Origin of the sequence: Massilia haematophila (assembly GCF_042647645.1) — a bacterium.
In the GTDB taxonomy this organism is placed as follows: domain Bacteria; phylum Pseudomonadota; class Gammaproteobacteria; order Burkholderiales; family Burkholderiaceae_D; genus Telluria; species Telluria haematophila.
Genome location: NZ_JBHRVV010000001.1, coordinates 1,130,128 through 1,156,228, shown reverse-complemented (window position 1 = coordinate 1,156,228; position 26,101 = coordinate 1,130,128). Strand labels below are relative to the sequence as shown.

Sequence of the window (26,101 nt, the reverse complement as noted above, 5' to 3'; positions counted from 1 at the left end):
GTCGCTGTCACCGTTACCTGTTGGGTTAACTGAACTGTGGAGCCGCGGCGTGGTCTGAGCGTATATCCGGACCAGCGACGAGGACGACGATGCAGACGGCAAGGTTCAAGCGGTGGATCGACGGCGTGAGCCTGCTGAGCGAGGGCCAGCGGCGGCAATTACTGGAGCGCCTGCGCCCCGCGCTCGGCCTCGACCGGCTGCGCGCCGCGATCGAGACAGCGACACCGTCCCGCCTTGTTTGTCCCGGCTGCGGCGGCGAGCGGCATCACAGGCATGGACGCGACCGCGGCCTGCAGCGCTACCGCTGCCGCGACTGCGGCAAAACCTTCAGCGCCCTGACGGGAACACCGCTGGCCCGCCTGCGCCACCGCGGACTCTGGCTCGATTACCTGGAGCGCATGCTCGAGGCGCAGTCGGTGCGCACCTCCGCCGCGACGCTCGGCATACACCGCAACACCAGTTTCCGCTGGCGCCACCGCTTCCTGGCCTGGGCCAGGCACGACCGGCCGACACTGCTGTCCGGCATCGCCGAGGCCGACGAGCTGTTCCTGCTCGAATCGCAGAAAGGATCGCGCAGGCTGGATCGACCGCCAAGAAAGCGTGGCGGCGTGGCGGCAAAGCGCGGCATCAATCGCGAGCACGACTGCATCCTGGTCGCGCGCGACCGGTCCGGTGCCACCGTCGATTTCGTGACCGGACGCGGCGCCGTCACCGCTGTGCAATTACGTCGGCACCTGTTGCCGGTGCTCGAACGCGACGTGCTGCTGGTCAGCGACGGTCATCCAGCGTACCGCAGGTTCGCGCGCGAGGCCGGACTGTCGCACGCTTTCGTCAACCTCCGTGGCGGCGAGCGGGTGCGCGGCGCGGTGCACGTGCAGAACGTGAACGGCTACCACCGGCGCTTTCGTCAATGGCTGGCCCGCTTTCACGGCGTCGCCTCGCGCTACCTGCCGCACTACCTCGGCTGGCGCTGGGCGCTCGATGGCCGGCGTATCGATTCGCCAGAACGCTTCCTGCGAGCGGCCTTGGGCATTTTCAACACGTAGCGATGACAGCGCCTATCAATCTGCGCGAGCGCTTTGAAAACAAAAAGCCGGCATTGCTGCCGGCTTTCTCATACCGCTAGCACATCCGGAACGATCACGGATTGCGCGCTTCCGCGTCGATGCGGGAATTGGCCGCGGTATCGCGCATGAACCAGCAAACCACCAGGGTGCAGGCAACCACGCCGGTGGCATACCAGTAAAAGCCGCTCTCCAGGCCGATCGACTTGAACCACAGGGCCAGGTATTCGGCCGTGCCGCCGAACACCGAGACCGCGAAGGCATAGGGCACGCCGACGCCGGTGGCGCGGATCGAGGCCGGGAACAGCTCGGCCTTGACCAGGGCATTGATCGAGGTGTAGCCCGAGACGATGATCCAGGCGCAGGCGATCAGCGCAAAGGCTTCCCAGGGACCGCTGGCGTTGCGGATCGCGGTCAACAGCGGCACGGTGAAGATGGTGCCGAGCAGCGCGAAGCCCACCAGCAGCGGACGGCGGCCGATGCGGTCCGAAAGTGCGCCGTACAGTGGCTGCAGGCACATCGCGAACAGCAGCGAGGCGGCCGACACCGCGGTGGTCTGGGCATCGGTCAGGCCGACCGACAGGCGCAGGAATTTCTGCATGTAGGTGGTGTAGACGTAGAACGCCAGCGTGCCGCCCATCGTCAGGCCGATCACCAGCAGCACTTCCTTCGGGTGCTGCATCAGCTGCTGCAGGCCGCCCATCTTCTTCGCCTTCTTGCGCGCCGCCTCGAACGACTGGGTCTCCGGCATATTGTGGCGCATGGTCAGGGCCAGCACGGCAAGCGTCGCACCGACGAAGAACGGGATGCGCCAGCCCCAGGCGCGCAGCTGCTCGTCGGACAGCAGGAAGCGCTGCAGGACCAGCAACAGCAGCAGTGCGAGCAGCTGGCCGCCGATCAGGGTCACGTACTGGAAGCTGGCGTAGAAGCCGCGGTGCTTCGAGTCCGCCATCTCCGACAGGTAGGTGGCGCTGGCGCCGTACTCGCCGCCCAGGCTGAGGCCTTGCAGCAGACGCGCCAGCAGCAGCAGGCAGGGCGAGAGGATGCCGGCGGTGGCGTAGGTCGGCGCGCAGGCGATGATGAGCGAGCCGAAGCACATCAGGAGGACCGAGGTCATCAGGGCCGTCTTGCGGCCGCGGCGGTCGGCCAGGCGGCCGAACAGGATGCCGCCGATCGGGCGCACGAAGAAGCCGAGCGCGAAGATGCCGGCCGTCGACATCATCTGCGCGGTCGGGTCCTGGGCCGGGAAGAAGGCGCTGGCGAAGTAGAGCGCGAACGCCGAATAGCAGTAGAAGTCGAACCATTCGACCAGGTTGCCGGCCGAGCCGACGAAGATGGCGCGCAGGCGCTTGGCGGAAATGCGCTCGCCGGCGTGGGCCTGGGCCTGGCCGCTGCCGCCACCCGCACTGCGGCCGGCAGTGCGGCCATCCTCGGCCGCCGTCTTTGTGATTGTCGTCATGCTTGTCTCCTGTGATCGGCGGGAGATCGACGTGTCCTCCCGTTCCCGGTCCGCCACTATCGCGCCGCCCGGCGCCGCGCGCATCCGCAACTTCGGCGCCCCCGCCTACGTAGAACTACGCAGAAGTGTTCCAAAGCGCCGGCGTACCTGCTATCGTCTCGCGATCATCAACCTGGAACGATTCGAATGGCCAGCTGGTTCATCGCGCGTCACTGGCGCGCGCTCGCCGCCGCCGCGGGCGCGCTGGTCCTGATCGCGGCATCCGGCGAATGGGCCGAACGGCGCGAGCTGCAATCGAAGACCGAGGCCCTGCACCAGGCGGCCGGCGCCCATGCGCTGGGCCTGCGCGGCCTGGTCGAGAAGCACGACTTCCTGCCGCACGCCGCGGCGCGCCACCCCGGCGTGCTGGCGCTGCTGCGTGCTCCCGACGACCCCGCCCTGCGCGCGCGCGCCAACGATTATTTTGCCGACCTGCAGGCGACCACCGGCGCCGCCGCCCTCTACCTGGTCGACCGCGACGGGCTGACGCTCGCCGCCAGCAATTGGAACCTGCCCTCGAGCTTCGTCGGCCAGAACTACCGCCAGCGCGCCTACTTCGAGGACGCGATCCAGGGCCGGCGCGGCTTTTTCTATGGCCTGGGCCTGACCACCGGCCAGTCCGGCCTGTTCATCGCCGAGCCGGTGCGCGGGGGCGCGGGCGGCGCCATCCTCGGCGTCATGGTCGTCAAGATCAGCCTGGAGCCCTTGCAGGCGACCTGGATGAGCGGCGCCGATCCGGTGGTCCTGCGCGACAGCCGCGGCATCGTGTTCCTGAGCGCGGTGCCCGCATGGCTGTTCCACAGCCTGGACCCGGTCTCCGCCGCCGACGCGAGCTGGGTCGCCGAGCACGGCCAGTACGGCAGCCGCGCGCGCTTCGACCTGCTGCCCTGGACCAGGGAGGCGCTGCCCGATGCCTCCGGAACCATCCTGCGCACCGAGGTCGAGGGCCGCAAGCGCAGGCTGCTGGCGCTCGACACGCCCTTGCCGGAACTCGGCTGGACCCTGACCGTCACATCGAGCATGAAGGAAGTGGCCCAGGCGCGCCAGTCGGCGCTGATGCTCGCCGCGCTGGCGATGGCGCTGCTGCTGCTCGGGGTGCTCTACTTGCGCCTGCGCGAGAAGCGCTTCGTCGAGCAGCGCACGGCGCGCCTGGAACTGGAACGCCGGGTCGAGGAACGCACGCGCGACCTGGAGGAGGCCCACGCCTTCCGCAAGGCGATGGAAGACTCGCTGCTGGTGGGCATGCGCGCGCGCGACCCCGAGGGCACGATCATCTACGTCAACCCGGCGCTGTGCGCCATGGTCGGCTACAGCGCCGAGGAGCTGCTCGGCTGCCGCCCGCCCTACCCCTACTGGCATCCGGACGACCTGGAAAAGCAGGCGCGCGAAAGCGACGACGCGCTGCAGGGGCGCGCCGCGCCGCATGGCTTCGAATCGCGCATCCGCCACAAGGACGGGCACGACGTCATCACCATGGTCTATGCCGCGCCGCTGGTCGACGCCGCGGGCGTGCACCGCGGCTGGATGAGTTCGGTCGTCGACATCACCGCGCAGAAGCAGGCCGAAGCGCGCCAGCGCGACCAGGAGCTGCGCCTGCAGCGCAGCGCACGCCTGGCGAGCGTCGGCGAAATGGCGTCCACGCTGGCGCACGAACTGAACCAGCCGCTGATGGCCCTGTCGAATTTCGCCGTCGCCGCGCGCGCCCTCGCCGCCGCGGGGCCGCCCGAGATCCTGGCCGGCGCCCTCGACGAGATCGTCGGCCAGTCGCAGCGCGCCAGCGAGATCGTCAAGCGGGTGCGCGCCTTCATCAATCCGCAGCGGGCCCAGTACCAGAGCCTGGCCATGGCGAGCCTGGCCGCCCACGCCGAAACCCTGCTCAAGCCCGAACTGCAGCGCCACGGCGCCAGCCTGCGCCTGGTGCTGGAAGACGGCGGCGCCACCGTGCGCGGCGACCGCGTCCTGCTCGAGCAGGTATTGGTCAACCTGGTCCAGAACGCGCTGCAGGCGATGCAGGAGCAGCCGAACCAGCCGGCCGGCCCACCTGCGCGCCGCGCCATCGAACTGTCCTGCCGCCGCGCCGGCCAGGTCCTGCGCGTCGGCGTCGCCGACCGCGGGCCGGGCATCGCCCCCGACCAGCTGGAACAGGTATTCGCGCCTTTCTTCACCACCAAGCGCGACGGCCTGGGCCTGGGTTTGAACATCTGCCGCACCATCGTCGAAGCCCACGGCGGCTGCATCGACGTCGAGAACCGCGCCGGCGGCGGCGCCATCTTCACCTTCACGCTGCCCACCGAATCATGAAAGCGTCATGAAAGAAGCATTCAAAGACCCTCCCCTGATGCTGTACGTCGTCGACGACGACGAAGCCCTGCGCCGCTCGCTGCTGCTGTTGCTGTTTTCCCAGGGACTGGCGGTCCAGGCCTTCGATTCCGGCGAGGCCTTCCTGGACGCGATCGACATGCGCCAGCCGGGCTGCGTGATCCTCGACCTGCGCATGGGCGGGATGAGCGGCCTGGCCGTCTTCGAACGCCTGCTGGCCGAGCACAGCCCGCTGGTGACGCTGTTCCTGTCGGCGCACGGCGACATCGCGACCGCGCTGGAAGCGGTGCGGCGCGGCGCCTGGGACTGGGTCGAGAAACCGGATACCCAGCAACTGCTGGCCAAGCTGCCCGCCGCCACCGCATTGGCGCGCGCCCGCGCCCAGGCGCTGCGCATGTGGGCCGAATTGACCCCGCGCGAGCGCGAAGTGGCGCGCCTGGTCGGCCTTGGCCAGCCGAACAAGGAAATCGCGCGCATGCTGGTGCCGCCCTGCAGCCCCCGCTCGGTCGAGACCCACCGCGCCAACATCTTCAGCAAGCTGCAGTGCGCCAACGACAACGAGCTGGGGCGCTGGCTGGCGGCGCACCCCTGGCTGGACTAAGTACTCGCCCAGAAATAAATGTGTTTTTGGCTGCCATAACCGGCGCGTTGCTGCGTTGGCTCGCGCTTGCAGTGCTCGCACTGCGGCGCACTCGCCGCCTTGCACCGCCTCCGGTTCTGTTTGCCAAAATTCACATTTATTTCCGGTCGAGTACTAAAAGAAATCTTGTTGGAAGCCCAGCAACTGATGGCGACAGCTGGCCGCAAAAACTCGTTTCTCCCTTGCACGTTTTCCATTAATCTCAACGCTACGCGTAGCGCGCGCGTTCACGGATGGCGCTGACGATGAGAACATCGATAGGAAAGTATGCTGGACAGGCATTCCTGGCGCTGCTGCTTGCCGCCTGCGGCTCCCAGCCCATCCAGCGCCCGGGGCCTGGGGTGGCGGGCGGCGCGGACGAGGCCTGCGGTCCCTGTTGCGGCAAGGATCCCGGCGCCGAGGCCAGGTCGACCCAGGGCATTTCGCCTGCCAACCCGTCGAATCCCTACGTCGGCCAGGACAGCTACGCCAACATCGTCGTCGATGCAGGCACGGTCCTGTATTCGCTGACACCCGGCGCGCCCCCAGGCTTTGCGGTAACAGAAGAAACAATGCGCGAAACGCGGGGCGACCGGGCCAGCTACTATGCGCTGTTGCAAGTCACGACGGATCCCGGCAAGGACGAGCACGGCCAGCCGCGCAGCCTGCGCGACAAGGTCCGGGCCTACCATGTGGTCGAGCGGCTCTGCGCCGCACGCGGCAGCGCCAGGGCCAATCCGCAGTTCGGCAGCGGCGGCGGTATCCAGTATTATGTGTCCCCGGCCGACAAATCGAAGCTGCGGCCGGCCGACATCCTGCCGATTTCCCGGTGGTCGGCAACCTCGCATTGACCCCGCATTGACCTCGCATTGAGCGCGCATGGAACACGACGCAGCCTGGATCGACAATAGCAACGGCGACCTGCTCCAGTACGACTTCTTCGCGCCCAGCCACTGGACGACAGAACGCGTTGGCGCGGAGCAGGCAGCGATTGCCGACCTGATCGACAGCGTGGAACTGCAAGACCTTGCGCCTGCGCCGCGCTGGCTGCAGTTGGCCCGGCGCCTTCCCGGCCCGCTGCGCGCCGCCCTGCTTGCCGAGTTACGCGCCGGGAACCAGCTTGCCGGTATCGGGAGTGCCGGATGGCCGGGCGAGGGCAGCATCGTCGTCAACATGCGCGACCGCTTTTCCGCCGCACGCCACGCGCCGCCGTTCGGCGTGACGTGGCGCGCCCCCGAGGATGCCCACTATGCGCGCGAAGAACTGCGCCAGCGGGTCGGCGCGGTCGAGTTCCTCATCCTTACATGAACCGTTCGGAAAGCACGGGTCGCCGCTAGAAGTAATACCCCGCCTGCAGGTTCACACGGCGCGCGTAGCCGTCGTATTGGCTGTCAGTCGATGCCAGCCCGCCATAGTCCGGCGACACGTAAGGATGGTGCTTGCCCACCATGAAGTCGGCGTAGAACACCCATTTCCCCGCCGAGAAGGTCAGGCCGGTGACGTTCTGCACCGAGCGCTTGTAGCCGGCAACGCGTTTGTGCAGCACGCTGTAGTCGTTGTACACCTTGAAGCCGCCGAAGGGCCCGATCTTGCCCGGAATGTCGTAGCTGAGGTTGGCGATGTAGATATCGCCCTTGGTGGCGACCGGGTAAGGGTAGCCGAAGCCGCCCACGATCACGAAGCTGTTCGGGTCGAGGCCGCCATAGGTCTGGGTCGGCTCGTGGCTGGTGCGGTAGTTGTAGCGCAGCGCCTGCAGCATCAGGGTGACGGGGCCGGACTTGGCCAGGTAATGGACGGCGGCGGCGCGGCGTGCCGTGTCCTTCCCGGCATGGTTGCGGATGTCGCCGCTCAGCAGCGACACGCCGAGTTCCTGCTCATCGAACGGCCAGCCGCTGCGCGCCTGCGGATGCCAGGCCAGGCGCGCGACCAGGGTGTTGCGTTCGCTGTCGTCCTGGCCGGTGCCGTAGCCGTGCTCGTCGTCGTCCTTGACGATGTTGTACGAGTAGCGGTTCGCCGCCGGCGCGGTGTTGTCGCTGCCGCCGTAGTAGCCGCCGTCGCGCGGGAAGTACGCCAGCTGCCACTCCAGCGCGCCGGGACGGCTGGCATAGGTGATGCCGGCGTCGTACTTGTCCTCGAAGCCGGTATAGAAGGCGATCGACTGGTAGAAGTTGTTCGACGCAAAGGGCAGCAGCCCGAAGGGCACCTTGTCGACGCCGAGGTGGACCTCGCTCTTGTCGTCGAAGCGCAGGCCGACCCAGGCGTGGTGCAGGAAGTGTTCGCGGTAGCCGCCCTGCCCCCGCGGGTAGTTGTTGTAGCGGTACTGGGCCGACGCGATGCGCGCACCGTCGTCGTAGTCCACGTCCAGGCGCACGGTGTCGAGCCCGAAGAAGCCGCTCTTGTAGTCGTCCTGCCAGCTTTTGTAGATGTAGTTGAAGCGCACCGCGCCGCCGATCTTCAGCGGGGATGCCGGCTCCTCGGCCCAGGCCAGGGAGCACGCCAGGGTGCCTGTTACCAGTGCCGCGCCCAGGCAGGCGCGTTTGAAAATGTGATTCGACATGCTGATCCTTTCGGCAGCATGATACAGGTCCGAACCAAATTTCCCCGTTCTATTGGACGGGCGCCCCGGGCGAAGCGGGCTCCTCACCGGGCTGCGCAGGCCTGGCGCGCGTGGCCAGCCAGCAGAGAACGGCGCCGCCGCAGACCATGGCCGCACCCTGCCAGAAGGCCCAGGACAGCGGCGTGCGCAGCATCAGCGACGACAGCGCCGCCGACAGCACCGGGATGAAATACGAGGCCCCGGCCAGGATCGTGACATTGCCGTGCAGGATGCCGACGTTCCAGGCGCCGTAGCCGAAGCCCATGGCGCCGGCGGCCAGCACCAGCCAGGCGATGGCTTCGAGGGTGAAGTGCATCCGGCCGCCGCCTTCGAGCAGGTACTTGATCCACAGGGTGACGGAGACCAGGATGAAGAACAGGGTGACGCCGTTCTTGCCGCCGGCGATACGCGCGGTGACGGTGCAGTACGCCGCCCAGAGTAGCGCGCCGCCGAAGGCCAGGCCGTAGCTGAGCGGATTGTCGCGCACGTTGGCCAGCATGCCGCCCAGGTCGAAGCCCTGCTCGCCGCCCAGCACCCGGCAGATGCCGGCAATCGACAGCAAAAAGCCGGGGACGATCAGGAAGTTGGCCCGCTGCCGGTTGAACAGGATCGCCGCGACGATGGTCAAGGCCGGCCACAGGTAGTTGACCATGCCGACCTCGATCGCCTGGCGCGCATTGTCGGCATAGCCGATCGACAGGGCCAGGCACAGCTCGTAGGCCACGAACAGCAGGCTGCCCCAGGCCAGGTAGCGGCGCGGGAATTCTTTCAGCCTGGTGTACCCGACCGACAGCAGCAGGAACACCGAGGCCACGCTGTACATCATGGCGGCGCCGCCGGTCGGGCCCAGGTGTTCGCTGACGCCGCGGATCAGGCCGACGATGGCGCTCCACAGCAGGACGGCCAGCAGCCCGATCAGGGTCGCCTTGTTGGTGTTGTTCATGGTTGCGCAGTATAGGTCATGCGGCCGCAACGGCAAGATCCTCTGATATGCGAAACGTATCACAGGCGCCTCCATCATATATTGGACAAATCAATTGTCATACTGCACTCTATGGCTTTGCCATCCACCAGCCGCGCCAGGAGATCCGATGCCGACCTACCGTTCCCACACCACCACCCAGGGCCGTAACATGGCGGGCGCGCGCGCACTGTGGCGCGCGACCGGCATGAAGGACGGCGACTTCGACAAGCCGATCATCGCCGTCGTCAATTCCTTTACCCAGTTCGTGCCTGGCCACGTGCACCTGAAGGACCTGGGCCAGCTGGTGGCGCGCGAGATCGAAGCGGCGGGCGGCGTCGCCAAGGAGTTCAACACGATCGCAGTCGACGACGGCATCGCCATGGGCCACGGCGGCATGCTGTATTCGCTGCCCTCACGCGACCTGATCGCCGACTCGGTGGAATACATGGTCAACGCCCACTGCGCCGACGCCATGGTCTGCATCTCGAACTGCGACAAGATCACGCCCGGCATGCTGATGGCGGCCATGCGCTTGAACATTCCGGTCGTCTTCGTGTCCGGCGGCCCGATGGAGGCCGGCAAGGTGGTCAAGGTCGTCAACAACGACAGGAAGATCATCAAGCTCGACCTGGTGGACGCCATGATCAAGGCCGGCGATTCCAGCGTGTCCGATGCCGATGTCGCCGAGATCGAGCGCTCGGCCTGCCCGACCTGCGGGTCCTGCTCGGGCATGTTCACCGCCAATTCGATGAACTGCCTGACCGAGGCGCTCGGCCTGTCGCTGCCCGGCAACGGCACCATCGTCGCCACCCACGCCGACCGCAAGGAACTGTTCCTGAAGGCCGGCCACCTGATCGTCGAGCTGGCCAAGCGCCACTACGAGGGCGACGACTATTCGGTGCTGCCGCGCTCGATCGCGACCCGGGCGGCGTTCGAGAACGCGATGGCGCTCGACGTCTCGATGGGCGGCTCGACCAACACCGTGCTGCACCTGCTGGCCGCCGCCCACGAAGCCCAGGTCGAGTTCACGATGGCCGACATCGACCGCATCTCGCGCCAGGTGCCCTGCCTGTGCAAGGTGGCGCCGATGACCGACAAGTACCACATCGAGGACGTGCACCGCGCCGGCGGCATCGTCGCGATCCTGGGCGAACTGGCGCGCGCCGGCCTGCTCGACACCTCGGTGCCGACCGTGCACAGCCCGACTCTCGGGGACGCCATCGAACAGTACGACATCCGCCGCAGCGATAACCCCTCGGTGCACCAGCTGTTCCGCGCCGCGCCCGGCGGCGTGCCGACCCAGGTGGCGTTCTCGCAGTCCGAGCGCTTCGCCGACAACGACCTCGACCGCAGCCTCGGCTGCATCCGCGACCGCGCCCACGCCTACTCGGAAGACGGCGGGCTGGCGGTCCTGTACGGGAATATCGCCGAGAAGGGCTGCATCGTGAAGACCGCCGGCGTCGACGAGAGCATCCTGAAGTTCTCGGGCAAGGCGCGCGTGTTCGAAAGCCAGGACGCGGCGGTGGAAGCGATCCTGGGCGACCGCGTGCACGCCGGCGATGTCGTCATCATCCGCTACGAAGGCCCGAAGGGCGGCCCCGGCATGCAGGAAATGCTGTACCCGACCTCCTACATCAAGTCCAAGGGGCTGGGCAAGAGCTGCGCGCTGTTCACCGATGGCCGCTTCTCCGGCGGCTCGTCGGGCCTGGTGATCGGCCACGCCTCGCCGGAAGCGGCCGAAGGCGGCGCCATCGGCCTGGTCGAAGAAGGCGACCTGATCGACATCGACATCCCGGCGCGCACCATCGACCTGCGCGTGCCGGCCGCCACGCTGGCCGAGCGCCGCGCGGTGATGGAAGCGCGCGGCGCGCAGGCATGGCAACCGCTGGAACGCGAGCGCTACGTGTCGCAGGCCCTGCAGGCGTATGCCGCACTGACCACCTCGGCCGACCGCGGCGCGGTGCGCGACCTGGGCCAGCTGAAACGCTGAGCCGGGGCCGCTGCGCGCGTGTCCTGATCAGCCCGCAGGCAAGCCGGTTGGCGGACACGATACGGCCGTCGGCGCCATGCACCACGACGCCCGCCGGCAAGTGATCGAGCAACTCGTCGAGCCGGCGCTGGATGTTCGCGGCAGTACTGGAAGTCATGATGGCAGCGCGGGCAAGACCGGTCCGTCCTAGCTGTAGCACGGTCCCTCCGTGCGGCGGGCGGCGCAGGCAGCGTGCGTGCGCGGCTGGCCTGCCGGTCACGCTGGTCGAGTAATTTGCCCGTCCCTGCGGTCGAAGAAAGCATGCAGCGGACCGGCGCCCAGGCCGCCGGCCCCTGCCGTCACAAGGACACCAGCACGTCCCCGGCCGATTCGTCCAGGATGTGGCTGGTGGCGCTGCCCAACAATAATCTTTCCGCCAGGTGCGCGCCATGTTTGCCCATGACGACCAGATCGCAGTCGCACTCCTGCTCCTGCTCGACGATGCGCAGGATCGGATCGCCGTGCAGCACGACCGGCAGCGCATCCGCCGGCGCCAGTCCAGCGCCGGCGCACAGGGCGTCCATGCGCGTGCGCGCCTCGCGCTCGGCGGCCAGCCGGTAACGCCGGATGCTCTCCTCGTCCACGCTGGCATAGCGCATGTAGCCTTCGAACGGGACATCGTAGGCACGCAGCAATACCAGCTGCGCGCCATCGATGACCTGCCGCCCCATATCGGGCGCCGCCGTTCCCAGCAGGCCGCGCAGCCGGTCGAGCGGGCCGAAGTCGGCAACGTGCACCAATCCGAGCCGTGCCGCCGTTTCCTTGCACACCAGCGCCGCGCGCTCGGCGGCGTGGCGCGCCGGCGCCGAGAGGTCGGTCGCCGCGATGATGCGTTCGAATGCGTTCATGTGTCCTCCGCGCGTGCGCGCTCCGCCATCCTTTCGCCCTGCCCCGCTTCCCGCCACCATCCGCGAAAACGGGCGTCCTGGGTGGGATGTGCGGCGACGCCTCCCGGTTCCGTGGCGACGGTCGCCCGGCATGCGCGCGACGAGGCCGACGCATGAGCAAGCGCCCGCCCGCCGACCTGCCCGAATCCGCGCCGCCCGCGGCCTGGCACACCCTGTCCGCGGCCGCGGTCGAGGAGCGCCTGCAAACCGGCCCGGCCGGCCTGAGCGAGGAGGAGGCCGCGGCCCGCCTGCGCCGCTACGGCCCGAACCGCCTCGCCCCACCCGCCCGGCGCGGCCCCGTCCGGCGCCTGCTGATGCAGTTTCACAATGTCCTGCTGTACGTGATGCTGGCGGCCGCCGTTGTCACCGCCATGCTCGGGCACTGGATCGATACCGGCGTGCTGCTGATGGCCGTGGTGGTCAATGCCGTGATCGGCTTCATCCAGGAGGGCAAGGCGGAAAACGCGCTCGACGCGATCCGCGCCCTGCTCGCGCCGCACGCCACCGTGCTGCGCGGCGGGCAGCGGCGCGAACTCGAGGCGTCCGGGCTGGTGCCGGGCGACGTGGTGCTGCTGGCCTCGGGCGACCGGGTCCCGGCCGACCTGCGCCTGGCGACGGAGCGCGAACTGCGTATCGAGGAAGCCGCATTGACCGGGGAATCGCTGCCGGTCGAGAAGCACACCGACCCCGTGCCGTACGATGCGCCGCTGGGCGAGCGCGGCTGCATGGCCTATTCCGGCACCCTGGTGGTGGTCGGCCAGGCCAGCGGCATCGTGGTCACGACCGGCCGCGCCACCGAACTGGGCAAGATCAACCGGATGCTGTCCGGCATCGAGAGCCTGGCGACGCCGCTGATGCGCCAGGTCGACCGCTTCGGCCGCGTGCTGGCCGTGGCGATCCTTGCCGTCTCGGCGGCGACCTTCGTGCTCGGCACCTTGCTGCGCGGCCATCCGCCGTCCGAGATGTTCATGATGGTGGTGGCGCTGGCCGCCTCCGCCATCCCGGAAGGGCTGCCGGCCATCATGACCGTCACCCTGGCCCTGGGCGTGCAGCGCATGGCGCGCCGCAACGCCATCGTCCGCCGCCTGCCGGCGGTGGAAGCGCTGGGGTCGGTGACGGTGATCTGCTCGGACAAGACCGGCACCCTGACCCGCAACGAAATGACGGTCCAACGCATCGTCTGCGCCGGGCACGATGTCGACGTCGCCGGCGTGGGCTATGCACCGGTGGGGGAACTGCGCATCGGCGGGCGCGCCATCGACCCCGACCGCTACCCGGCGCTGGCCCTGGCGATTCGCGCCGGCGTCCTGTGCAACGACGCGCGCATGCGCGAGGATGGCGGCGCGTGGCAGGTCGAGGGCGATCCGACCGAGGGCGCCCTGCTGGTACTGGGCGGCAAGACCGGCTTCACCGGGCACATCGCGCAAGACGCCTGGCCGCGGCTGGACACGCTTCCCTTCGAGGCGCAGCACCGTTTCATGGCGACCTGGCACCGCGACCGCGAAGGCGCGCCCTGGATCTTCGTCAAGGGCGCTCCCGAACGCATCTTCGACATGTGCGGCGCCCAGCTCGGGCCCGACGGCGAGGAGGCGCTCGACATCGACTACTGGCGGCGCATGGCGACCGACACCGCGGCCAGGGGCCTGCGCCTGCTGGCGCTGGCCTGCAAGTCGGCGTCGCCGCAGTCGGGCAGCCTGGGCTTCGGCGACACCGAATCCGGTTTCGTGCTGCTGGCCATGGTCGGCATCATCGATCCGCCGCGCGAGGAGGCGGTGCAAGCCGTGGCGGAGTGCCACCGCGCCGGCATCCGCGTCAAGATGATCACCGGCGACCACGTCGAGACCGCACGCGCGATCGGCGCCCAGCTCGGTATCGGCGCCGGCAAGCCGGCCCTGACCGGCGCCGAGGTGGCGCTGCTGGACGACGCCGCCCTGCGCCGCGTGGCCATGGAGGTGGACGTCTTCGCCAGGGCCAGCCCCGAGCACAAGCTGCGCCTGGTGCAGGCCCTGCAGGACGGCGGGCAGGTGGTGGCCATGACCGGCGACGGCGTGAACGACGCGCCGGCGCTCAAGCGCGCCGACGTCGGCGTGGCGATGGGCCTGAAGGGAACCGAGGCGGCCAAGGAAGCGGGCGACATGGTGCTGGCGGACGACAATTTCGCGACCATCGCGGCAGCGGTGCGCGAAGGGCGCGCGGTCTACGACAACCTGAAGAAGTTCATCCTCTTCATGCTGCCCACCAACGGCGGCGAAGGGCTGATCGTGATCGCCGCCATCCTGTTCGAGCTGGCGCTGCCGCTCACGCCGGCCAGGTCCTGTGGATCAACATGGTGACCTCGAGCACGCTGGGCGTGGCGCTCGCACTCGAGCCGGCCGAGCCCGGCATCATGGCGCGCCGTCCGCGCCCGCCGGGGCAGGCCCTGCTGTCCGGCTTTTTCGTGTGGCGGGTGCTGCTGGTCTCGGTGCTGATGATGACGAGTGCGCTCGGACTGTTCCTGTGGGAGCTAGGGACCGGCACCGGGATCGACACGGCGCGCACGATGGCCGTGAATGCCGTGGTTGTCGCGGAAATGTTCTACCTCGTCAACAGCCGCCATATCTTCGCCCCCGCCCTGGGCCGTGCGGGACTTTCCGGCAACCCTTGCGTGCCGCTCGCGATCGCCGCCTGCATCGTGCTGCAGCTGGCCTTCACCTATACGCCGCCGATGCAGGCGGTGTTCGGCTCCACCGGCCTGACGCCCCTCGAGTGGGGCAAGGTCGCCGCCGCGGGCCTGGCCGTCTTCGTCATCGCCGAGCTGGAAAAGCTGGCGCTGCGCAGCTCCCGTCTTGCCGGGCTCGTGGGCGCCGTGCGCGAATGACTTGGATGGCGAGCCGGGGCAACCGCGCTGGCGCCGCCGCAGCGTGCCCTTGGTCGCCAGGATCTGTCACAGATGCGAATACCAGTGCTCTTCACTGACGATGGCGATCCGACAACCAGCCGAGTTGTACTCAATGGCTTTTTCAATCTTCCTACCATGTGTCGAGTGAGCCCACGCCTCGTTCCCGATATCCCCGACCACCAGGTAATCAAGCTTCCTGGTTATGTTTCCGATACTGCGGCCGCCGCGATTCGTCACCTGCTCGTGGCACCAGTCCCGGGTGCCCGAGTGGAATGCCCCGGTAAAGCAGAAGGCGCGCCCTTCGAAGGACAGCGATGCAGCCGGCTCAGTCAAGGGCAGCTTCGAGCTGTTGCTAGCAAATCCAGCCTGCGGTGCGGTGTTGCCACCAACTGTCTTCATCAGTAAGTCCAACATTTCGCCTTCTTCATGAAGCGTCATGAAACCTTTGGCCGCTACCTGAGCCAGACGCGGATACAAGGCCTTGGCAGGCCATAAGTTCGCCGCCTGGCGCTTCGTCTCTATCCACCTGAGTAAAAACTCCACTTCACCTTGCGTTACCATGCCGTCCGCCATTACGCCCTTGACGATACCAATCAGTTCATCGATCTGTCGGTCCGCGGTAGCGGTACGGCGATAAACCCGGATGAGCGATTCATCGACGGGGGTCGGCGTTGTCGCGGCAGGCGGCTGGACATCGTCGTCCTGCGGCAGGTCGAGCCAGACCGCGTACAAGCCCTGGCGCTCACGAGCGCTCTGTCCGTCACTGCGAATGCGCGCTCTGCACTCGAACACTTTGTACTCCGTCAGGTCGCCCACCTCGATTGCCTTTCTAAAATCCAGGGCAGTAGGACGAGGAAGGTAGCCGACCACATGACCGCTCACGGAAATGGCAACTGCCGAGTCGTCAATCGGATTCGTGTCTTCCAGTGTCAGATGCGCCTGAACGACCATGTCGACCGCGTCCGTATGGACTGGATCGCACACATTCTTGAAGCTCTGGAGGTACCTGTCACACCCGGCAACGCCGATGTTGAACAGGCCTGGCCCTGTGATGATCGGAATGTCAAGTACAGGATTCATGTCGATACGTATGCGCAGATGCGCTTGGTCGTTGTATAGCCAATTATGATAACGCAACGGATTTGCAAGAAAGATCACCAATACTCACGCTGAGGAAGCGAGCTCGACGATTACCAGAAGCTGTGCCGACCACGCTCTGTCCGGCGCGGCAGTCCGTATGGTGGTGTGCGAAATAGCTTAAGCACAATAGCGGAACCACCGAAGCGTTGAGAAGGGGTTAATATATCGCTACTCAATGGAAATCAATTCCGCTGAGCACCAGTTGCTGAGAATATATAGTCCGCGACGATACACGTTCCCGCAACGCTGAACCACCATCTACCTACCGCCCATCCGCGAAACAAACATGCAATCCCCTGCCCAGCTCATGAGCGGGCTGCTCGACTACCTGGTCGAGCAAGCCAAAGACATTGATCCAGCAGCTTTTACATTGTCGAAGGCTACCGAGTTCAAGAAGATCTATGCCGATCTGGAGGCATTGCCTTGGATCGATTTCAATGTGGACACCGATGGCGAGCCCATTTGGCTGCGCGTGCATCGTCTGGAGGCAGCGCGCGCTCCTGCCCTCCCGGAGCCCGAACTTGCGCCATTCCTGGTGATCGGCGACGACCCTGCGGCCCGCCCGCCGGCCCTGAAGGAAACGGCACTGGCGAGCGCGCGGAACAAGGACGCGGGCATTGTCGGCGAAGAGGTGGCCGAGCAGCGCGACGAGCAGCGCCGTGCCCGGGTCGGTCGCCTGCTGCAGGTCTATACGCAGCACTGGAACGACTGGGCCCTGCGTGAAAGACCCCGTCGTCAGGTAATGACCCTTTACGCCGACCTGTTTGCGCTGAAGACGCGCCTGGAGTCGGAAGAGGCGGTGCGGCCGACCGAGCTCGTCTGGGGTATGGGCGTGTCGTCATGGCGTATCACAGCCACGAACCAGACCGGTTCGCCAGTTTCCGCCGACTTCCATTACCCTTTGATCACCCAGGCCGTGGAACTCGAGATCGACAGCGCCAGCCACGCGATCGCCGTGCGGCCGCGCCAGGTCGAGCCACGCCTGGAGTTCGACGCCTTTGCCGCCTGTGCCGTACCCGGTATCGGTGATGTCGAGCGCGCCGCCCGCACCCTGTTGCGTGAACGCCCGGACATGACTGTCTCGCCCTTCGACCCGACAACAGTCGAACCGATCCTGAGCCTGGTCGCCGCCAACGTCGCGGCGTCGGCACGTTATGACCGTGAAGCCGCCAGCGCGCCGGCCGCCAGCGAGGAGTTGGTGGTGACGAACCAGTGGGTCGTGTTCACCCGTCCGCGGGCCAGCCACTTCCTGATCGACGACATTTCGCGCCTGAAGGAACGCGTCAGTGCCGGCAACGCCATTCCCGACGGCCCACTCAGCATCGTCACTCCCCCCGGCGAGGCCGTGATCGAGCATGATCCGATCGCCTTCCGTGGCCTGTCCGGCCGCGCGGCCAGCCGCGGCGAAGCACGCGAACTCTATTTTCCGCTGCCCTACAACCGGGAGCAGGAGACGATCGTCCAGCAGCTCGCGCGCTCCCCGGGCGTAGCAGTCCAGGGCCCACCCGGCACCGGCAAGACCCATACGATCGCCAACATCATCAGCCACTACCTGGCATCGGGAAAACGCATCCTGGTCACGTCCAAGGGCGAACCGGCCCTGAAGGTACTGCAGGAGAAGATTCCGGTATCGATCCGTCCCTTGACCGTGGCACTGCTCTCCGGCGACAAGGAAGGCATGCGCCAGTTCCAGGCATCGATCGAGGCGATCATCCACACCCTCACCCATCTGAACCCGCGGATGGAAGAGGAAGCGATCGCTGCCTGCCGCGCCGCGCTCGACCGCGCGCATGAGGAGATGGCGCGGATCGACACGCGCATCGACGACATCGCCCGCGCGCATCTCGGCGAGATCGACGTCGACGGCGTGCCGCTGCGGGCACAGAAAATGGCCGAGCTGGTGATCGACGGCCGGGAACAGTTCGGCTGGTTCGACGACCAGTTGTCGCTGGCGGCGGAAAACGCGCCGCCATTCGGCGACGAGGCCGGCATGCAGTTGCGCGACGCGCGGCGCCGGCTCGGCAGCGACCTTGTCTACTGCCATGCCACTATTCCGGCTTCGTGCGACCTCCTCCAGCCTGCCGAGGTCGGACGCCTGCACGAGGTGCTCCAGACGGTCCGTGAGATCGAGCGCGACGAGGCAGCCGGTATGCTGCTTCCGCTGCGCGCCACCACGCCGGAAGTGCTCGACGATGCCCGTCAGCTGCTTGCCGCGCTGGACCTGGCAGCCGCGCTGGTGCGGGAGCTCGAGGAATCCGGGCATGAGTGGGTCTTCGCACTGCGCGAGAAATGCCGACGCGCCGACTTCGCCACTGAACGTGCCTCCCTCGAGGCACTGTTCTCGGAGATGGACGCGCTCCTCCAGGCCAGGTCCGAGTTCATGCAAAGACCGGTAACGGCGCCGCGCGAGGCACTGGAACACCCGAAGGCGCTCGAGGCGATCGCGCGCGGAGCAGAGTCCGGCAAGCCGTTCGGCTTCCTGGCCTTCGGCGTCGGCGACATCAAGCCGCACATCGGCGCTATCCGCGTTGCCGGTCTCGCACCAGGCTCGACCGGGGACTGGGCGCACGTACAGCGATTCGCGGCATTGCACACGCGCCTGCTCTCCTTCGTCGTACGCTGGAACACGTTTGCCGAACTACTCTCCCTGCCCCTGCTCCAGCCGGACGTTGCACAACTGCGCATGACCGAGCAGGTCGCGCTGGCCGCACGCCGGGCCCACACCCTGGCCACGACACACGATGTGATGCTTCCCGGCCTGGCCGAACAGGTGTTCGCGCAAGTACCGCGGAGCGACCTGCTCGGGCGGCACGCCGACCTGGCCCGTGTCCGCGAACACCTGCGCCGCCACCTCACGCGCGCCGAACTGGCAGAGGCAATGACGAGCCTGGCCACGCTGCGGGACAAGCTGGCAGGCGCCACCGGTCCCGTCTCGGATCAGCTACGCGCTTTCGTCGAACATGCACTGGGCACTGCGGACCTGCCGGCCGAGAGAATCGTGGCCGACTATGCCGACATCCTTGCGGATATCCGCCGCATCGAGGCGCTGGCGCCCGTGCTCGCCACCGCGCGCCAGCTGGCCGGCGACATCGAGCGCCACGGCGCGGCACAGCTGGCCGCGCGCGTGCTCTCGGTGCCGGCAGACGCCGTCGGCGACGATACGGTCTTCCCTGTGCGCTGGCGCGATGCCTGGACCTGGGCGCGCCTGAAGACGCACCTCGACGCCATCGACGACCGCGACGAGATGCGCGCGCTGGCGGCACGCCGGCGCGACCTCGAGAAGGGCTTGGCGCGCCTGTACGAGACCCTGGTCTCGAAATCGGCCTGGCTCGCAACCCGGCGCCAGGCTGGCCAGAACGTCCTGACGGCACTCGAAACCTACCGCATCGCCATGCGCAAGATCGGCAAGGGCACCGGTGTCAATGCCGCACGCTACCGTCGCGACGCCCAGCAGGCCATGGTGGACGCGCAGGCGGCCGTCCCCTGCTGGATCATGAGCCACGCCCGCGTGTCGGAGTCGCTGCCGGCGACGCTCGGCGCCTTCGACCTGGTCATCGTGGACGAAGCAAGCCAGTCCGACCTGTGGGCCCTGCCCGCGGTCCTGCGCGGCAAACAGATCCTTGTCGTGGGCGACGACAAGCAGGTTTCGCCCGAGGCCGGATTCGTCTCGGCCGCCAAGATCGTCGACCTGCGCCGGCGCTTCCTCGCCGGCCAGCCGTTCGAAGCCGTGCTGACTGCCGACATGTCGCTGTACGACATCGCGTCCTCGGTGTTTGCGGCTTCCAGGGTCATGCTGCGCGAGCATTTCCGCTGCGTCCAGCCGATCATCGCCTACAGCAATCGGGTGTTCTACAAGGATTTCATCCAACCGCTGCGCATCCCGAAGGCCTCCGAGCGGCTCGACCCGCCGCTCATCGATGTCTTTGTCGCCAACGGCTACCGGACATCGAAGTCCCAGAATCCGCCGGAAGCCGAGTTCATTGCAGCCGAAATCGAGGCGATCATCCGCGACCCGGCCATGCGCCATCGCACCCTCGGCGTCGTCTCCCTGCTCGGCCCCGAACAGGCCCAATGGATCGACAAGCTGGTGCGCTCCCGCTGCGATGCGGCGGAGCTTGCGCGCCGTAACTTTGCATGTGGCGACGCGCGCATCTTCCAGGGCAGCGAACGCGATATCGTTTTCCTGAGCATGGTCGCAGACAGCAAGAGCCATCATGCGCTGTCGGGCCTGCAGTATGACCAGCGCTTCAACGTGGCCGCATCCCGCGCGCGCGACCGCATGGTCCTGGTGCGCTCGGTGCGCCTGGAAGAACTGTCCACGCTCGACCTGCGGCGCACACTCGTCGAGCACTTCGCCAAGCCCGTGGAGAGCAACGACGAAGCGCGCAGCCTCATCGCCCTGTGCGAATCCGGTTTCGAGCGTGATGTGTACACCGAACTGTTCGACCGTGGCTACCGTGTCATTCCACAGGTACCGGCTGCGGGCTACCGCATCGACATGGTGGTAGAGGGCGCGGACGACCGGCGCCTGGCGATCGAGCTCGATGGTGACGAGTTCCACGGGCCGGACAGGTGGGCGGCGGATATGGGCCGCCAGCGCGTACTGGAACGCGCTGGATGGATTTTCTGGCGCTGTTTCGCCTCCACGTGGTCGCTGCAGCGCGACACGGTGCTGGCCGAACTGCTCGCGCAACTGACCAGCATGGGGATCGAGCCGCTCGGCGCACTGGAGCGCATCCCATCGCTGGTCGAGTACCGTGAGTGGGGACGGGAACCCGCGACGGTCGGTGATGACGCTGCGGGGAACATGCTCGAAGCGGCAGTCGGCGCCGACTCTGGCGAGGCGGGGACGATGACGTCGGCTGCCTGATGGCCAGGGCGGGCCGACCCTGGCCCGCCTCACCGCGACCGGCTGCCTGTTCGCGGGCCTTTGCGGCGGCATCGTGGCGCGCGCCCCGGCTGCTGCGCCAACAGCCAAGGGCACAATTCGTGCTGCGCCGCCGGCGCTTGGGTCTGGATCGGCCGGCGGCGTTCATCCCGCCAGGGTAGCGCCGGCTGCATGGCGCAACTGGGCGCAGCTACTGGTGTCGAGCCAATCGGAAGACCAACAGGGTAATTCGGCAATTCGTTCATTGTCCCTCCGAGGGACATTTGCAGCGAATTACACCGGAAAATTACACAGGCAATAAAAAAGGCCGGTAGCGATTCGCTCCGGCCTCTTCAAGTCGCTGCTTTAACAGCTGAATTCTGGTGGGAAGTGCAAGTTTCGAACTTGCGACCCCTGCAGTGTGAATGCAGTGCTCTACCCCTGAGCTAACCTCCCTGACAACGAGGAGTATTATGCCAAAAACTTTCTCCAACGTCAAACTATCGGCGAATATTTTCTCCAAACACATTCACCTTTGACGCCCTTGTCGAGACCGGCCAGCACTTCCTCGTGCGCGGCCAGTTCCTCGCTCGACGCCTGGACCACGATGATCTCGCCGAGCGGCACCGCGTCGAGCAGCATGCCGCCGCCGGTCTCTTCGGGCTCGACGTCCATCGACAGCGAGTTCTGGCCGCGCGTCATGGCCAGGTAGACGTCGGCCAGCAGCTCCGAGTCCAGCAGCGCGCCGTGCAGCTTGCGGTGGGCGTTCGAGACGCCGTAGCGGTCGCAGAGCGCGTCCAGCGAGTTGCGCTTACCTGGGTGCATTTCCTTTGCGAACACCAAGGTGTCGATGATCGACCCGCAGTGCTCGACGAAAGGCGGCAGGCCGAGGCGCTGGAATTCGTGGTTCAGGAAGCCCAGGTCGAACGGCGCGTTGTGGATGATGACGTCGGCGCCCTGCACGTAGGCGCGCAGTTCCTCGACGATCTCGTGGAACTTCGGTTTATCGCTGAGGAACTCGGTGGTCAGGCCGTGGACCGCGAGCGCGGCCTCGTCGGAGTCGCGCTCGGGATTGATGTAGCGGTGGAAGTTATTGCCGGTCAGGGTGCGGTTGACCAGCTCGACGCAACCGATTTCGATGACGCGGTCGCCAGTGCGGGGATTAAGACCTGTGGTTTCGGTATCGAGAACGATCTGGCGCATGGAGAATACTGATGAATGAAGGCAAGGAAGGCGGCAGTATATCTCAAGCGAGCTCTTCCTAACGACGTCCCAGTGACACACCTTTATTGGCCAGCACGTCGGCGCGCTCGTTGCCCGGATGCCCGTTGTGGCCGCGCACCCAGCGCCATTCGACGGTGTGCTGCTGCTGGGCCAGGTCGAGCGCCTTCCACAGGTCGTCGTTCTTGACCGGCTCCTTGGCGGCGGTCTTCCAGCCGCGCGCCTTCCAGCCGTGGATCCACTCCGAGATGCCCTTTTGCACATACTGGCTGTCGGTGTGAAGGACGACCTCGCATGGCCGGTTCAGGGCGCTGAGCGCCTCGATCACCGCCTTCAGTTCCATGCGGTTATTGGTGGTGTTCGGCTCGCCGCCATAGATTTCCTTCTCGTGGCCGTCGGCCATCAGCAGCGCGCCCCAACCGCCGGCGCCGGGATTGCCCTTGCAGGCGCCATCGGTAAAAATTTCCACTTTCGTCATGCCGCCTGGTCTTTCGTTGTCTGGTTCATTCTCTGTTGGTTGCCGGGACCGCTTGCCGGGCCCGGCTTGATTTCTTGTTCCACGCCGGCCCGATCAGGTGCATGCCCTTGACGCGCTTGATCGCATGCACGATGTAGACGGCGCCGAGATAAGGCCACCAGCGCTGGCCGGCGCCTTCCATCATGGCGAAGCGCTGCAGCCACTGGGCGGTGCGGAAAGGTGGCGCGTAACAGCCGAAATGGCTGTTGCTGACCCCAAGATTCAGCAATTTTAACCAGTCTTTCAGCCGGGGCAAAGAGATGAACTCGCCGGCCGCCGGCAGGTAGCCGCCGCTGGTGAAACGCCCGAAGCCCTGGCGCATGCCCCACAGGCTGGCCGGATTGAAGCCGCAGATGATCACCTGGCCCTCGGGAATCAGCACGCGCTCGACCTCGCGCAGCACCTGGTGCGGCTCGGCCGCGAACTCGAGCACGTGCGGCAGGACCACCAGGTCCAGGCTTTGCGAGGCGAACGGCAGCTCGGCGAAGTCGACCGCGACGGCGATCTGCTTGCCGCTGTCGGCGAAGGCGAGTTCGTCCGCGGTCGAGGTGCGCGTGGCCGCCTGCCACTTGTTGGGCATGCGGTTGGCGGCCAGCGCATCGATCTGCGGCACGCCGATCTGCACCGCGTTGAAGCCGAAGATGTCGGCCGTCAGCTCGTCGAGGCAGGCTTGCTCGAAGGCGCGCACGTAGGCGCCCGCCGGCGAAAGCAGCCATTCGTCGAGCGCTATAATGGATTTTTCGGAAGCAGCGCTATCCATGCCTACCCTCTATTGAAACCATGACCAATCCGCCACCAGGCGCCGAAAGCGGCGCGTCACACAATGATTTGAGTGTCCTGACCGTACCCGCGTTCAAGGATAATTATCTCTGGCTGATCCACGACGGCACGCACGCCGCCGTGGTCGATCCCGGCGACAGCGGCCCAATCCTGGACGCACTCGCCACGCATGGATTGACGCTTACCGCCATTTTACTCACCCACCACCATGCTGACCACACGGGCGGTGTGCCCGAGCTGCTGGCGCGTTTCCCGGTGCCGGTCTACGGCCCGCGCAACGACCGCATCGCCGCCGTCACCCATCCGCTGGCCGAGGGCGACCGCGTCACGCTGGCGCAGCCCGGCCTGGAACTGGACGTGCTGGACGTGCCCGGCCATACGCTCGGCCACATCGCCTACGTGCGGCGCACGCCCGGCCGCCACTGGCTGTTCTGCGGCGACACCCTGTTCGCGGGCGGCTGCGGACGCCTGTTCGAGGGCGCGCCGGAACAGATGGCGGCTTCGCTGGAAAAGCTGGCAAGCCTGCCGGAAGATACGCAAGTGTATTGCGCGCACGAATATACGCTGTCGAACCTGCGCTTTGCCGAGGCGGTCGAACCCGATAACCAGGCGCTGGCGCTGCGGATGCGCGACGAGAGCGCCAAGCGCGCGGTGGAGGTGCCGACGGTGCCGAGCAGCATCGGACTGGAACGGCGCACCAATCCTTTCCTGCGCTACCGGGAAGCGGCGATCGTGCGCGAACTGGTCAAGGCCGGCAGGCTGGCGGAGGGGGCGACGCCGGTGCAGGCCTTTGCGGCGCTGCGGGAGTGGAAGAACGTGTTTTGAAGACGCGGTCGCACTTCATCGGTGCGGCTGTAGGGTGGGCGGCCCGTGCCCACGCGTGAACGGTAAACAGACGCGGCGCTTCATCCACGCTAACACGACGCAGACCGCACGCGTGGGCACGGGGCGCCCACCCTACGCGGTTGCGGATACGGTAGCCGCGCGGCGGCGGCTACCCCTTACGCTGTCAGATTTCCTCGTACAGCGGCAGCGTCAGGAATTCAGCGAACTGCTCCGAGGTCGACATTTCTTCGAAGATCTCGGCGGCGCGCGCATAGCTCGCGCTGCTGCCATCCGCCGCCACGCCCTTCACCTTGGCCAGTTCTTCCGGGATCATCGCGCGCACCATCTCGGCAGTGACCTTGCGGCCGTCTTCCAGCACGCCCTTCGGCGAGCGGATCCACTGCCAGACCTGGGAACGGCTGATCTCGGCGGTGGCGGCGTCTTCCATCAGGTTGTGGATCGGGACGCAGCCATTGCCGGCCAGCCAGGCGCCCAGGTAGTGGATGCCGACGTTGATGTTGTAGCGCAGGCCCTCTTCCGTGATCGGGGTTTCCGGCTTGAAGTCGAGCAGCTGGGCCGCGGTTACTTCCACGTCCGGACGCTGCTTCTCGATCTGGTTCGGCTTGTCGCCCAGCACCTTCTTGAATTCGGTCATGGCCAGCTCGACCAGGCCCGGGTGGGCGACCCAGCCGCCGTCGTAGCCGTCGGTCGCGTCGCGCGCCTTGTCGTTGCGCACGCCGGCCATCGCGGTCTCGTTCTTCGCCGGGTCGTTCTTGATCGGAATCAGGGCCGACATGCCGCCGATCGCCGGCGCGCCGCGCTTGTGGCAGGTCTTCAGCAGCAGCAGCGCATAGGCGCGCATGAAGGGCGAAGTCATCGTCACCTTCGGGCGGTCGGCCAGGCAGAAGTCCTTGTCCAGCTTGAATTTCTTGATGCACGAGAAGATGTAGTCCCAGCGGCCCGCGTTCAGGCCCGCGCTGTGCTCGCGCAGCTCGTACAGGATCTCGTCCATCTCGAAGGCGGCCAGGATGGTCTCGATCAGCACGGTGGCCTTGATGGTGCCGCGCGGCAGGCCCAGCGCCTCCTGGGTGGCGACGAAGATGTCGTTCCACAGGCGCGCTTCGAGGTGCGATTCCATCTTCGGCAGGTAGAAGTAAGGGCCGGCGCCGCGCGCCAGCTGCTCCTTGGCGTTATGGAACATGAACAGGGCAAAGTCGAAGATGCCGCCCGAGACACGCTTGCCGTCGACCAGCACGTGCTTTTCGTCGAGGTGCCAGCCGCGCGGACGCACGACCAGGGTCGCCACTTTCTCGTTCAGCTTGTACGACTTGCCGTTCTGCTCGAGCGAAATCGTGCCGCGCACGGCGTCGCGCATGTTGATCTGGCCGGTGACCTGGTTGTCCCAGTTCGGCGAATTCGAGTCCTCGAAGTCGGTCATGTAGCTGTCGGCGCCCGAGTTCAGGGCGTTGATGACCATCTTGCGCTCGACCGGACCGGTGATCTCGACGCGGCGGCACTCCAGCGCGGCCGGAATCGGAGCGATCTTCCAGTCGCCGTCGCGGATGTGGGCCGTCTCGGGCAGGAAGTCCGGGCGCTCGCCGGCGTCCAGCCGCTTGGCGCGTTCCACGCGGGCAGCCAGCAGTTCCTGGCGGCGCGGCTCGAACTGGCGCGACAGTTGCGCAACCAGCGCCAGGGCCTCGGGCGTGAGGATCTGTTCGTAGCCGGGCTTGATGTCGGCGCGGATTTCCATGCCGGATGGGATGGCGATGCTCATTGCTTGCTCCTCGATGTGATGAATGCGGCACGGCCAGCCGGACGAGCGCGGGCAGGCCCGGCTTGGCGTTTGTCATATCATCAAGTATATTCACATTGAAGTACTTAAACGATACATTTCTTC

Annotated in this window: 17 protein-coding genes, 1 tRNA gene and 1 pseudogene; 9 read left to right on the top strand and 10 right to left on the bottom strand. The window is 66.8% G+C overall.

The features are described from left to right. The first annotated feature begins 89 nt into the window (after positions 1 to 89). Positions 90 to 1,046, top strand: coding sequence for an IS1595 family transposase (locus tag ACFOPH_RS05225; protein WP_312551322.1), 957 nt, complete (start codon positions 90 to 92; stop codon positions 1,044 to 1,046). Positions 1,047 to 1,140: 94 nt separating this feature from the next. On the opposite strand, the gene ACFOPH_RS05220 is transcribed toward ACFOPH_RS05225, so the two are convergent. Further along, entirely contained in the window at positions 1,141 to 2,523 is a 1,383-nt protein-coding gene (locus ACFOPH_RS05220) for an MFS transporter (RefSeq protein ID WP_312551320.1), read from the bottom strand. Between the two features lie 186 nt (positions 2,524 to 2,709). On the opposite strand from ACFOPH_RS05220, the gene ACFOPH_RS05215 reads away from it, so the two are divergent. From ACFOPH_RS05215 to ACFOPH_RS05200, 4 genes are all read left to right on the top strand, one after another. Further along, on the top strand, positions 2,710 to 4,863 hold the full coding sequence (locus ACFOPH_RS05215) for a sensor histidine kinase (RefSeq protein ID WP_312551319.1): 2,154 nt from the start codon (positions 2,710 to 2,712) through the stop codon (positions 4,861 to 4,863). A 7-nt stretch (positions 4,864 to 4,870) separates the two neighbouring features. Next, positions 4,871 to 5,482: a response regulator transcription factor gene (locus ACFOPH_RS05210; RefSeq protein WP_312551318.1), complete on the top strand. Its 612-nt coding sequence runs from the start codon at positions 4,871 to 4,873 to the stop codon at positions 5,480 to 5,482. Positions 5,483 to 5,766: 284 nt separating this feature from the next. Then, positions 5,767 to 6,351 (top strand): hypothetical protein, encoded by a 585-nt coding sequence (locus tag ACFOPH_RS05205; RefSeq protein ID WP_379733972.1) that lies wholly within the window; start codon positions 5,767 to 5,769, stop codon positions 6,349 to 6,351. Positions 6,352 to 6,379: 28 nt separating this feature from the next. Then, the gene (locus tag ACFOPH_RS05200; RefSeq protein ID WP_312551314.1) at positions 6,380 to 6,808 is read left to right on the top strand and encodes a hypothetical protein; all 429 of its coding nucleotides are present in this window, start codon (positions 6,380 to 6,382) and stop codon (positions 6,806 to 6,808) included. A 25-nt stretch (positions 6,809 to 6,833) separates the two neighbouring features. On the opposite strand, the gene ACFOPH_RS05195 is transcribed toward ACFOPH_RS05200, so the two are convergent. After that, entirely contained in the window at positions 6,834 to 8,057 is a 1,224-nt protein-coding gene (locus ACFOPH_RS05195; RefSeq protein ID WP_312551312.1) for a hypothetical protein, read from the bottom strand. Between the two features lie 49 nt (positions 8,058 to 8,106). Next, complete coding sequence (gene yddG / locus ACFOPH_RS05190; RefSeq protein WP_312551311.1) at positions 8,107 to 9,039, bottom strand: aromatic amino acid DMT transporter YddG; 933 nt, start codon at positions 9,037 to 9,039, stop codon at positions 8,107 to 8,109. Positions 9,040 to 9,187: 148 nt separating this feature from the next. Here yddG and ilvD point away from each other — a divergent pair, with 148 nt between their 5' ends. Continuing rightward, positions 9,188 to 11,050 (top strand): dihydroxy-acid dehydratase, encoded by a 1,863-nt coding sequence (ilvD, locus tag ACFOPH_RS05185; RefSeq protein ID WP_312551310.1) that lies wholly within the window; start codon positions 9,188 to 9,190, stop codon positions 11,048 to 11,050. A gap of 338 nt (positions 11,051 to 11,388) precedes the next feature. Here the strand turns inward: ilvD and ACFOPH_RS05180 are convergent, their stop codons facing one another. Then, a complete protein-coding gene (locus tag ACFOPH_RS05180) occupies positions 11,389 to 11,937 on the bottom strand; it encodes a universal stress protein (protein WP_312551309.1) in 549 nt (182 codons plus the stop codon). Positions 11,938 to 12,089: 152 nt separating this feature from the next. On the opposite strand from ACFOPH_RS05180, the pseudogene ACFOPH_RS05175 reads away from it, so the two are divergent. After that, positions 12,090 to 14,833: pseudogene (locus ACFOPH_RS05175) on the top strand (cation-transporting P-type ATPase). Positions 14,834 to 14,899: 66 nt separating this feature from the next. On the opposite strand, the gene ACFOPH_RS05170 reads toward ACFOPH_RS05175, so the two are convergent. Beyond that, the gene (locus tag ACFOPH_RS05170) at positions 14,900 to 16,012 is read right to left on the bottom strand and encodes a hypothetical protein (RefSeq protein ID WP_379733969.1); all 1,113 of its coding nucleotides are present in this window, start codon (positions 16,010 to 16,012) and stop codon (positions 14,900 to 14,902) included. 268 nt (positions 16,013 to 16,280) lie between these two features. Here ACFOPH_RS05170 and ACFOPH_RS05165 point away from each other — a divergent pair, with 268 nt between their 5' ends. Next, positions 16,281 to 20,864, top strand: coding sequence for an AAA domain-containing protein (locus ACFOPH_RS05165; RefSeq protein ID WP_379733967.1), 4,584 nt, complete (start codon positions 16,281 to 16,283; stop codon positions 20,862 to 20,864). A 378-nt stretch (positions 20,865 to 21,242) separates the two neighbouring features. On the opposite strand, the gene ACFOPH_RS05160 is transcribed toward ACFOPH_RS05165, so the two are convergent. The 4 genes from ACFOPH_RS05160 to ACFOPH_RS05145 form a co-directional block, all read right to left on the bottom strand. Beyond that, positions 21,243 to 21,317 (bottom strand) — tRNA-Val (locus ACFOPH_RS05160). Between the two features lie 39 nt (positions 21,318 to 21,356). Next, the gene (gene dnaQ, locus ACFOPH_RS05155; RefSeq protein WP_379733965.1) at positions 21,357 to 22,064 is read right to left on the bottom strand and encodes a DNA polymerase III subunit epsilon; all 708 of its coding nucleotides are present in this window, start codon (positions 22,062 to 22,064) and stop codon (positions 21,357 to 21,359) included. 58 nt (positions 22,065 to 22,122) lie between these two features. Continuing rightward, entirely contained in the window at positions 22,123 to 22,560 is a 438-nt protein-coding gene (gene rnhA / locus ACFOPH_RS05150; RefSeq protein ID WP_312549878.1) for a ribonuclease HI, read from the bottom strand. Between the two features lie 25 nt (positions 22,561 to 22,585). Beyond that, complete coding sequence (locus ACFOPH_RS05145) at positions 22,586 to 23,359, bottom strand: class I SAM-dependent methyltransferase (RefSeq protein WP_312549877.1); 774 nt, start codon at positions 23,357 to 23,359, stop codon at positions 22,586 to 22,588. A gap of 20 nt (positions 23,360 to 23,379) precedes the next feature. Between ACFOPH_RS05145 and gloB the strand changes: the two genes are divergently transcribed. Further along, entirely contained in the window at positions 23,380 to 24,204 is an 825-nt protein-coding gene (gene gloB / locus ACFOPH_RS05140) for a hydroxyacylglutathione hydrolase (RefSeq protein ID WP_379733963.1), read from the top strand. A gap of 184 nt (positions 24,205 to 24,388) precedes the next feature. Here the strand turns inward: gloB and aceB are convergent, their stop codons facing one another. After that, the gene (aceB, locus tag ACFOPH_RS05135) at positions 24,389 to 25,978 is read right to left on the bottom strand and encodes a malate synthase A (RefSeq protein ID WP_312549875.1); all 1,590 of its coding nucleotides are present in this window, start codon (positions 25,976 to 25,978) and stop codon (positions 24,389 to 24,391) included. Positions 25,979 to 26,101 lie beyond the last annotated feature (123 nt).

Excerpts from the sequence above, each read along its gene's own strand:
- ACFOPH_RS05165 (WP_379733967.1), top strand. The coding sequence starts at position 16,281 with ATGCAATCCCCTGCCCAGCTCATGAGCGGGCTGCTCGACTACCTGGTC.
- ACFOPH_RS05210 (WP_312551318.1), top strand. The coding sequence starts at position 4,871 with ATGAAAGAAGCATTCAAAGACCCTCCCCTGATGCTGTACGTCGTCGAC.
- ACFOPH_RS05200 (WP_312551314.1), top strand. The coding sequence starts at position 6,380 with ATGGAACACGACGCAGCCTGGATCGACAATAGCAACGGCGACCTGCTC.
- rnhA (WP_312549878.1), bottom strand. The coding sequence starts at position 22,560 with ATGACGAAAGTGGAAATTTTTACCGATGGCGCCTGCAAGGGCAATCCC.
- aceB (WP_312549875.1), bottom strand. The coding sequence starts at position 25,978 with ATGAGCATCGCCATCCCATCCGGCATGGAAATCCGCGCCGACATCAAG.
- dnaQ (WP_379733965.1), bottom strand. The coding sequence starts at position 22,064 with ATGCGCCAGATCGTTCTCGATACCGAAACCACAGGTCTTAATCCCCGC.
- gloB (WP_379733963.1), top strand. The coding sequence starts at position 23,380 with ATGACCAATCCGCCACCAGGCGCCGAAAGCGGCGCGTCACACAATGAT.
- ACFOPH_RS05225 (WP_312551322.1), top strand. The coding sequence starts at position 90 with ATGCAGACGGCAAGGTTCAAGCGGTGGATCGACGGCGTGAGCCTGCTG.
- ACFOPH_RS05205 (WP_379733972.1), top strand. The coding sequence starts at position 5,767 with ATGAGAACATCGATAGGAAAGTATGCTGGACAGGCATTCCTGGCGCTG.
- ilvD (WP_312551310.1), top strand. The coding sequence starts at position 9,188 with ATGCCGACCTACCGTTCCCACACCACCACCCAGGGCCGTAACATGGCG.
- ACFOPH_RS05145 (WP_312549877.1), bottom strand. The coding sequence starts at position 23,359 with ATGGATAGCGCTGCTTCCGAAAAATCCATTATAGCGCTCGACGAATGG.
- ACFOPH_RS05215 (WP_312551319.1), top strand. The coding sequence starts at position 2,710 with ATGGCCAGCTGGTTCATCGCGCGTCACTGGCGCGCGCTCGCCGCCGCC.
- ACFOPH_RS05195 (WP_312551312.1), bottom strand. The coding sequence starts at position 8,057 with ATGTCGAATCACATTTTCAAACGCGCCTGCCTGGGCGCGGCACTGGTA.
- ACFOPH_RS05220 (WP_312551320.1), bottom strand. The coding sequence starts at position 2,523 with ATGACGACAATCACAAAGACGGCGGCCGAGGATGGCCGCACTGCCGGC.
- ACFOPH_RS05180 (WP_312551309.1), bottom strand. The coding sequence starts at position 11,937 with ATGAACGCATTCGAACGCATCATCGCGGCGACCGACCTCTCGGCGCCG.
- yddG (WP_312551311.1), bottom strand. The coding sequence starts at position 9,039 with ATGAACAACACCAACAAGGCGACCCTGATCGGGCTGCTGGCCGTCCTG.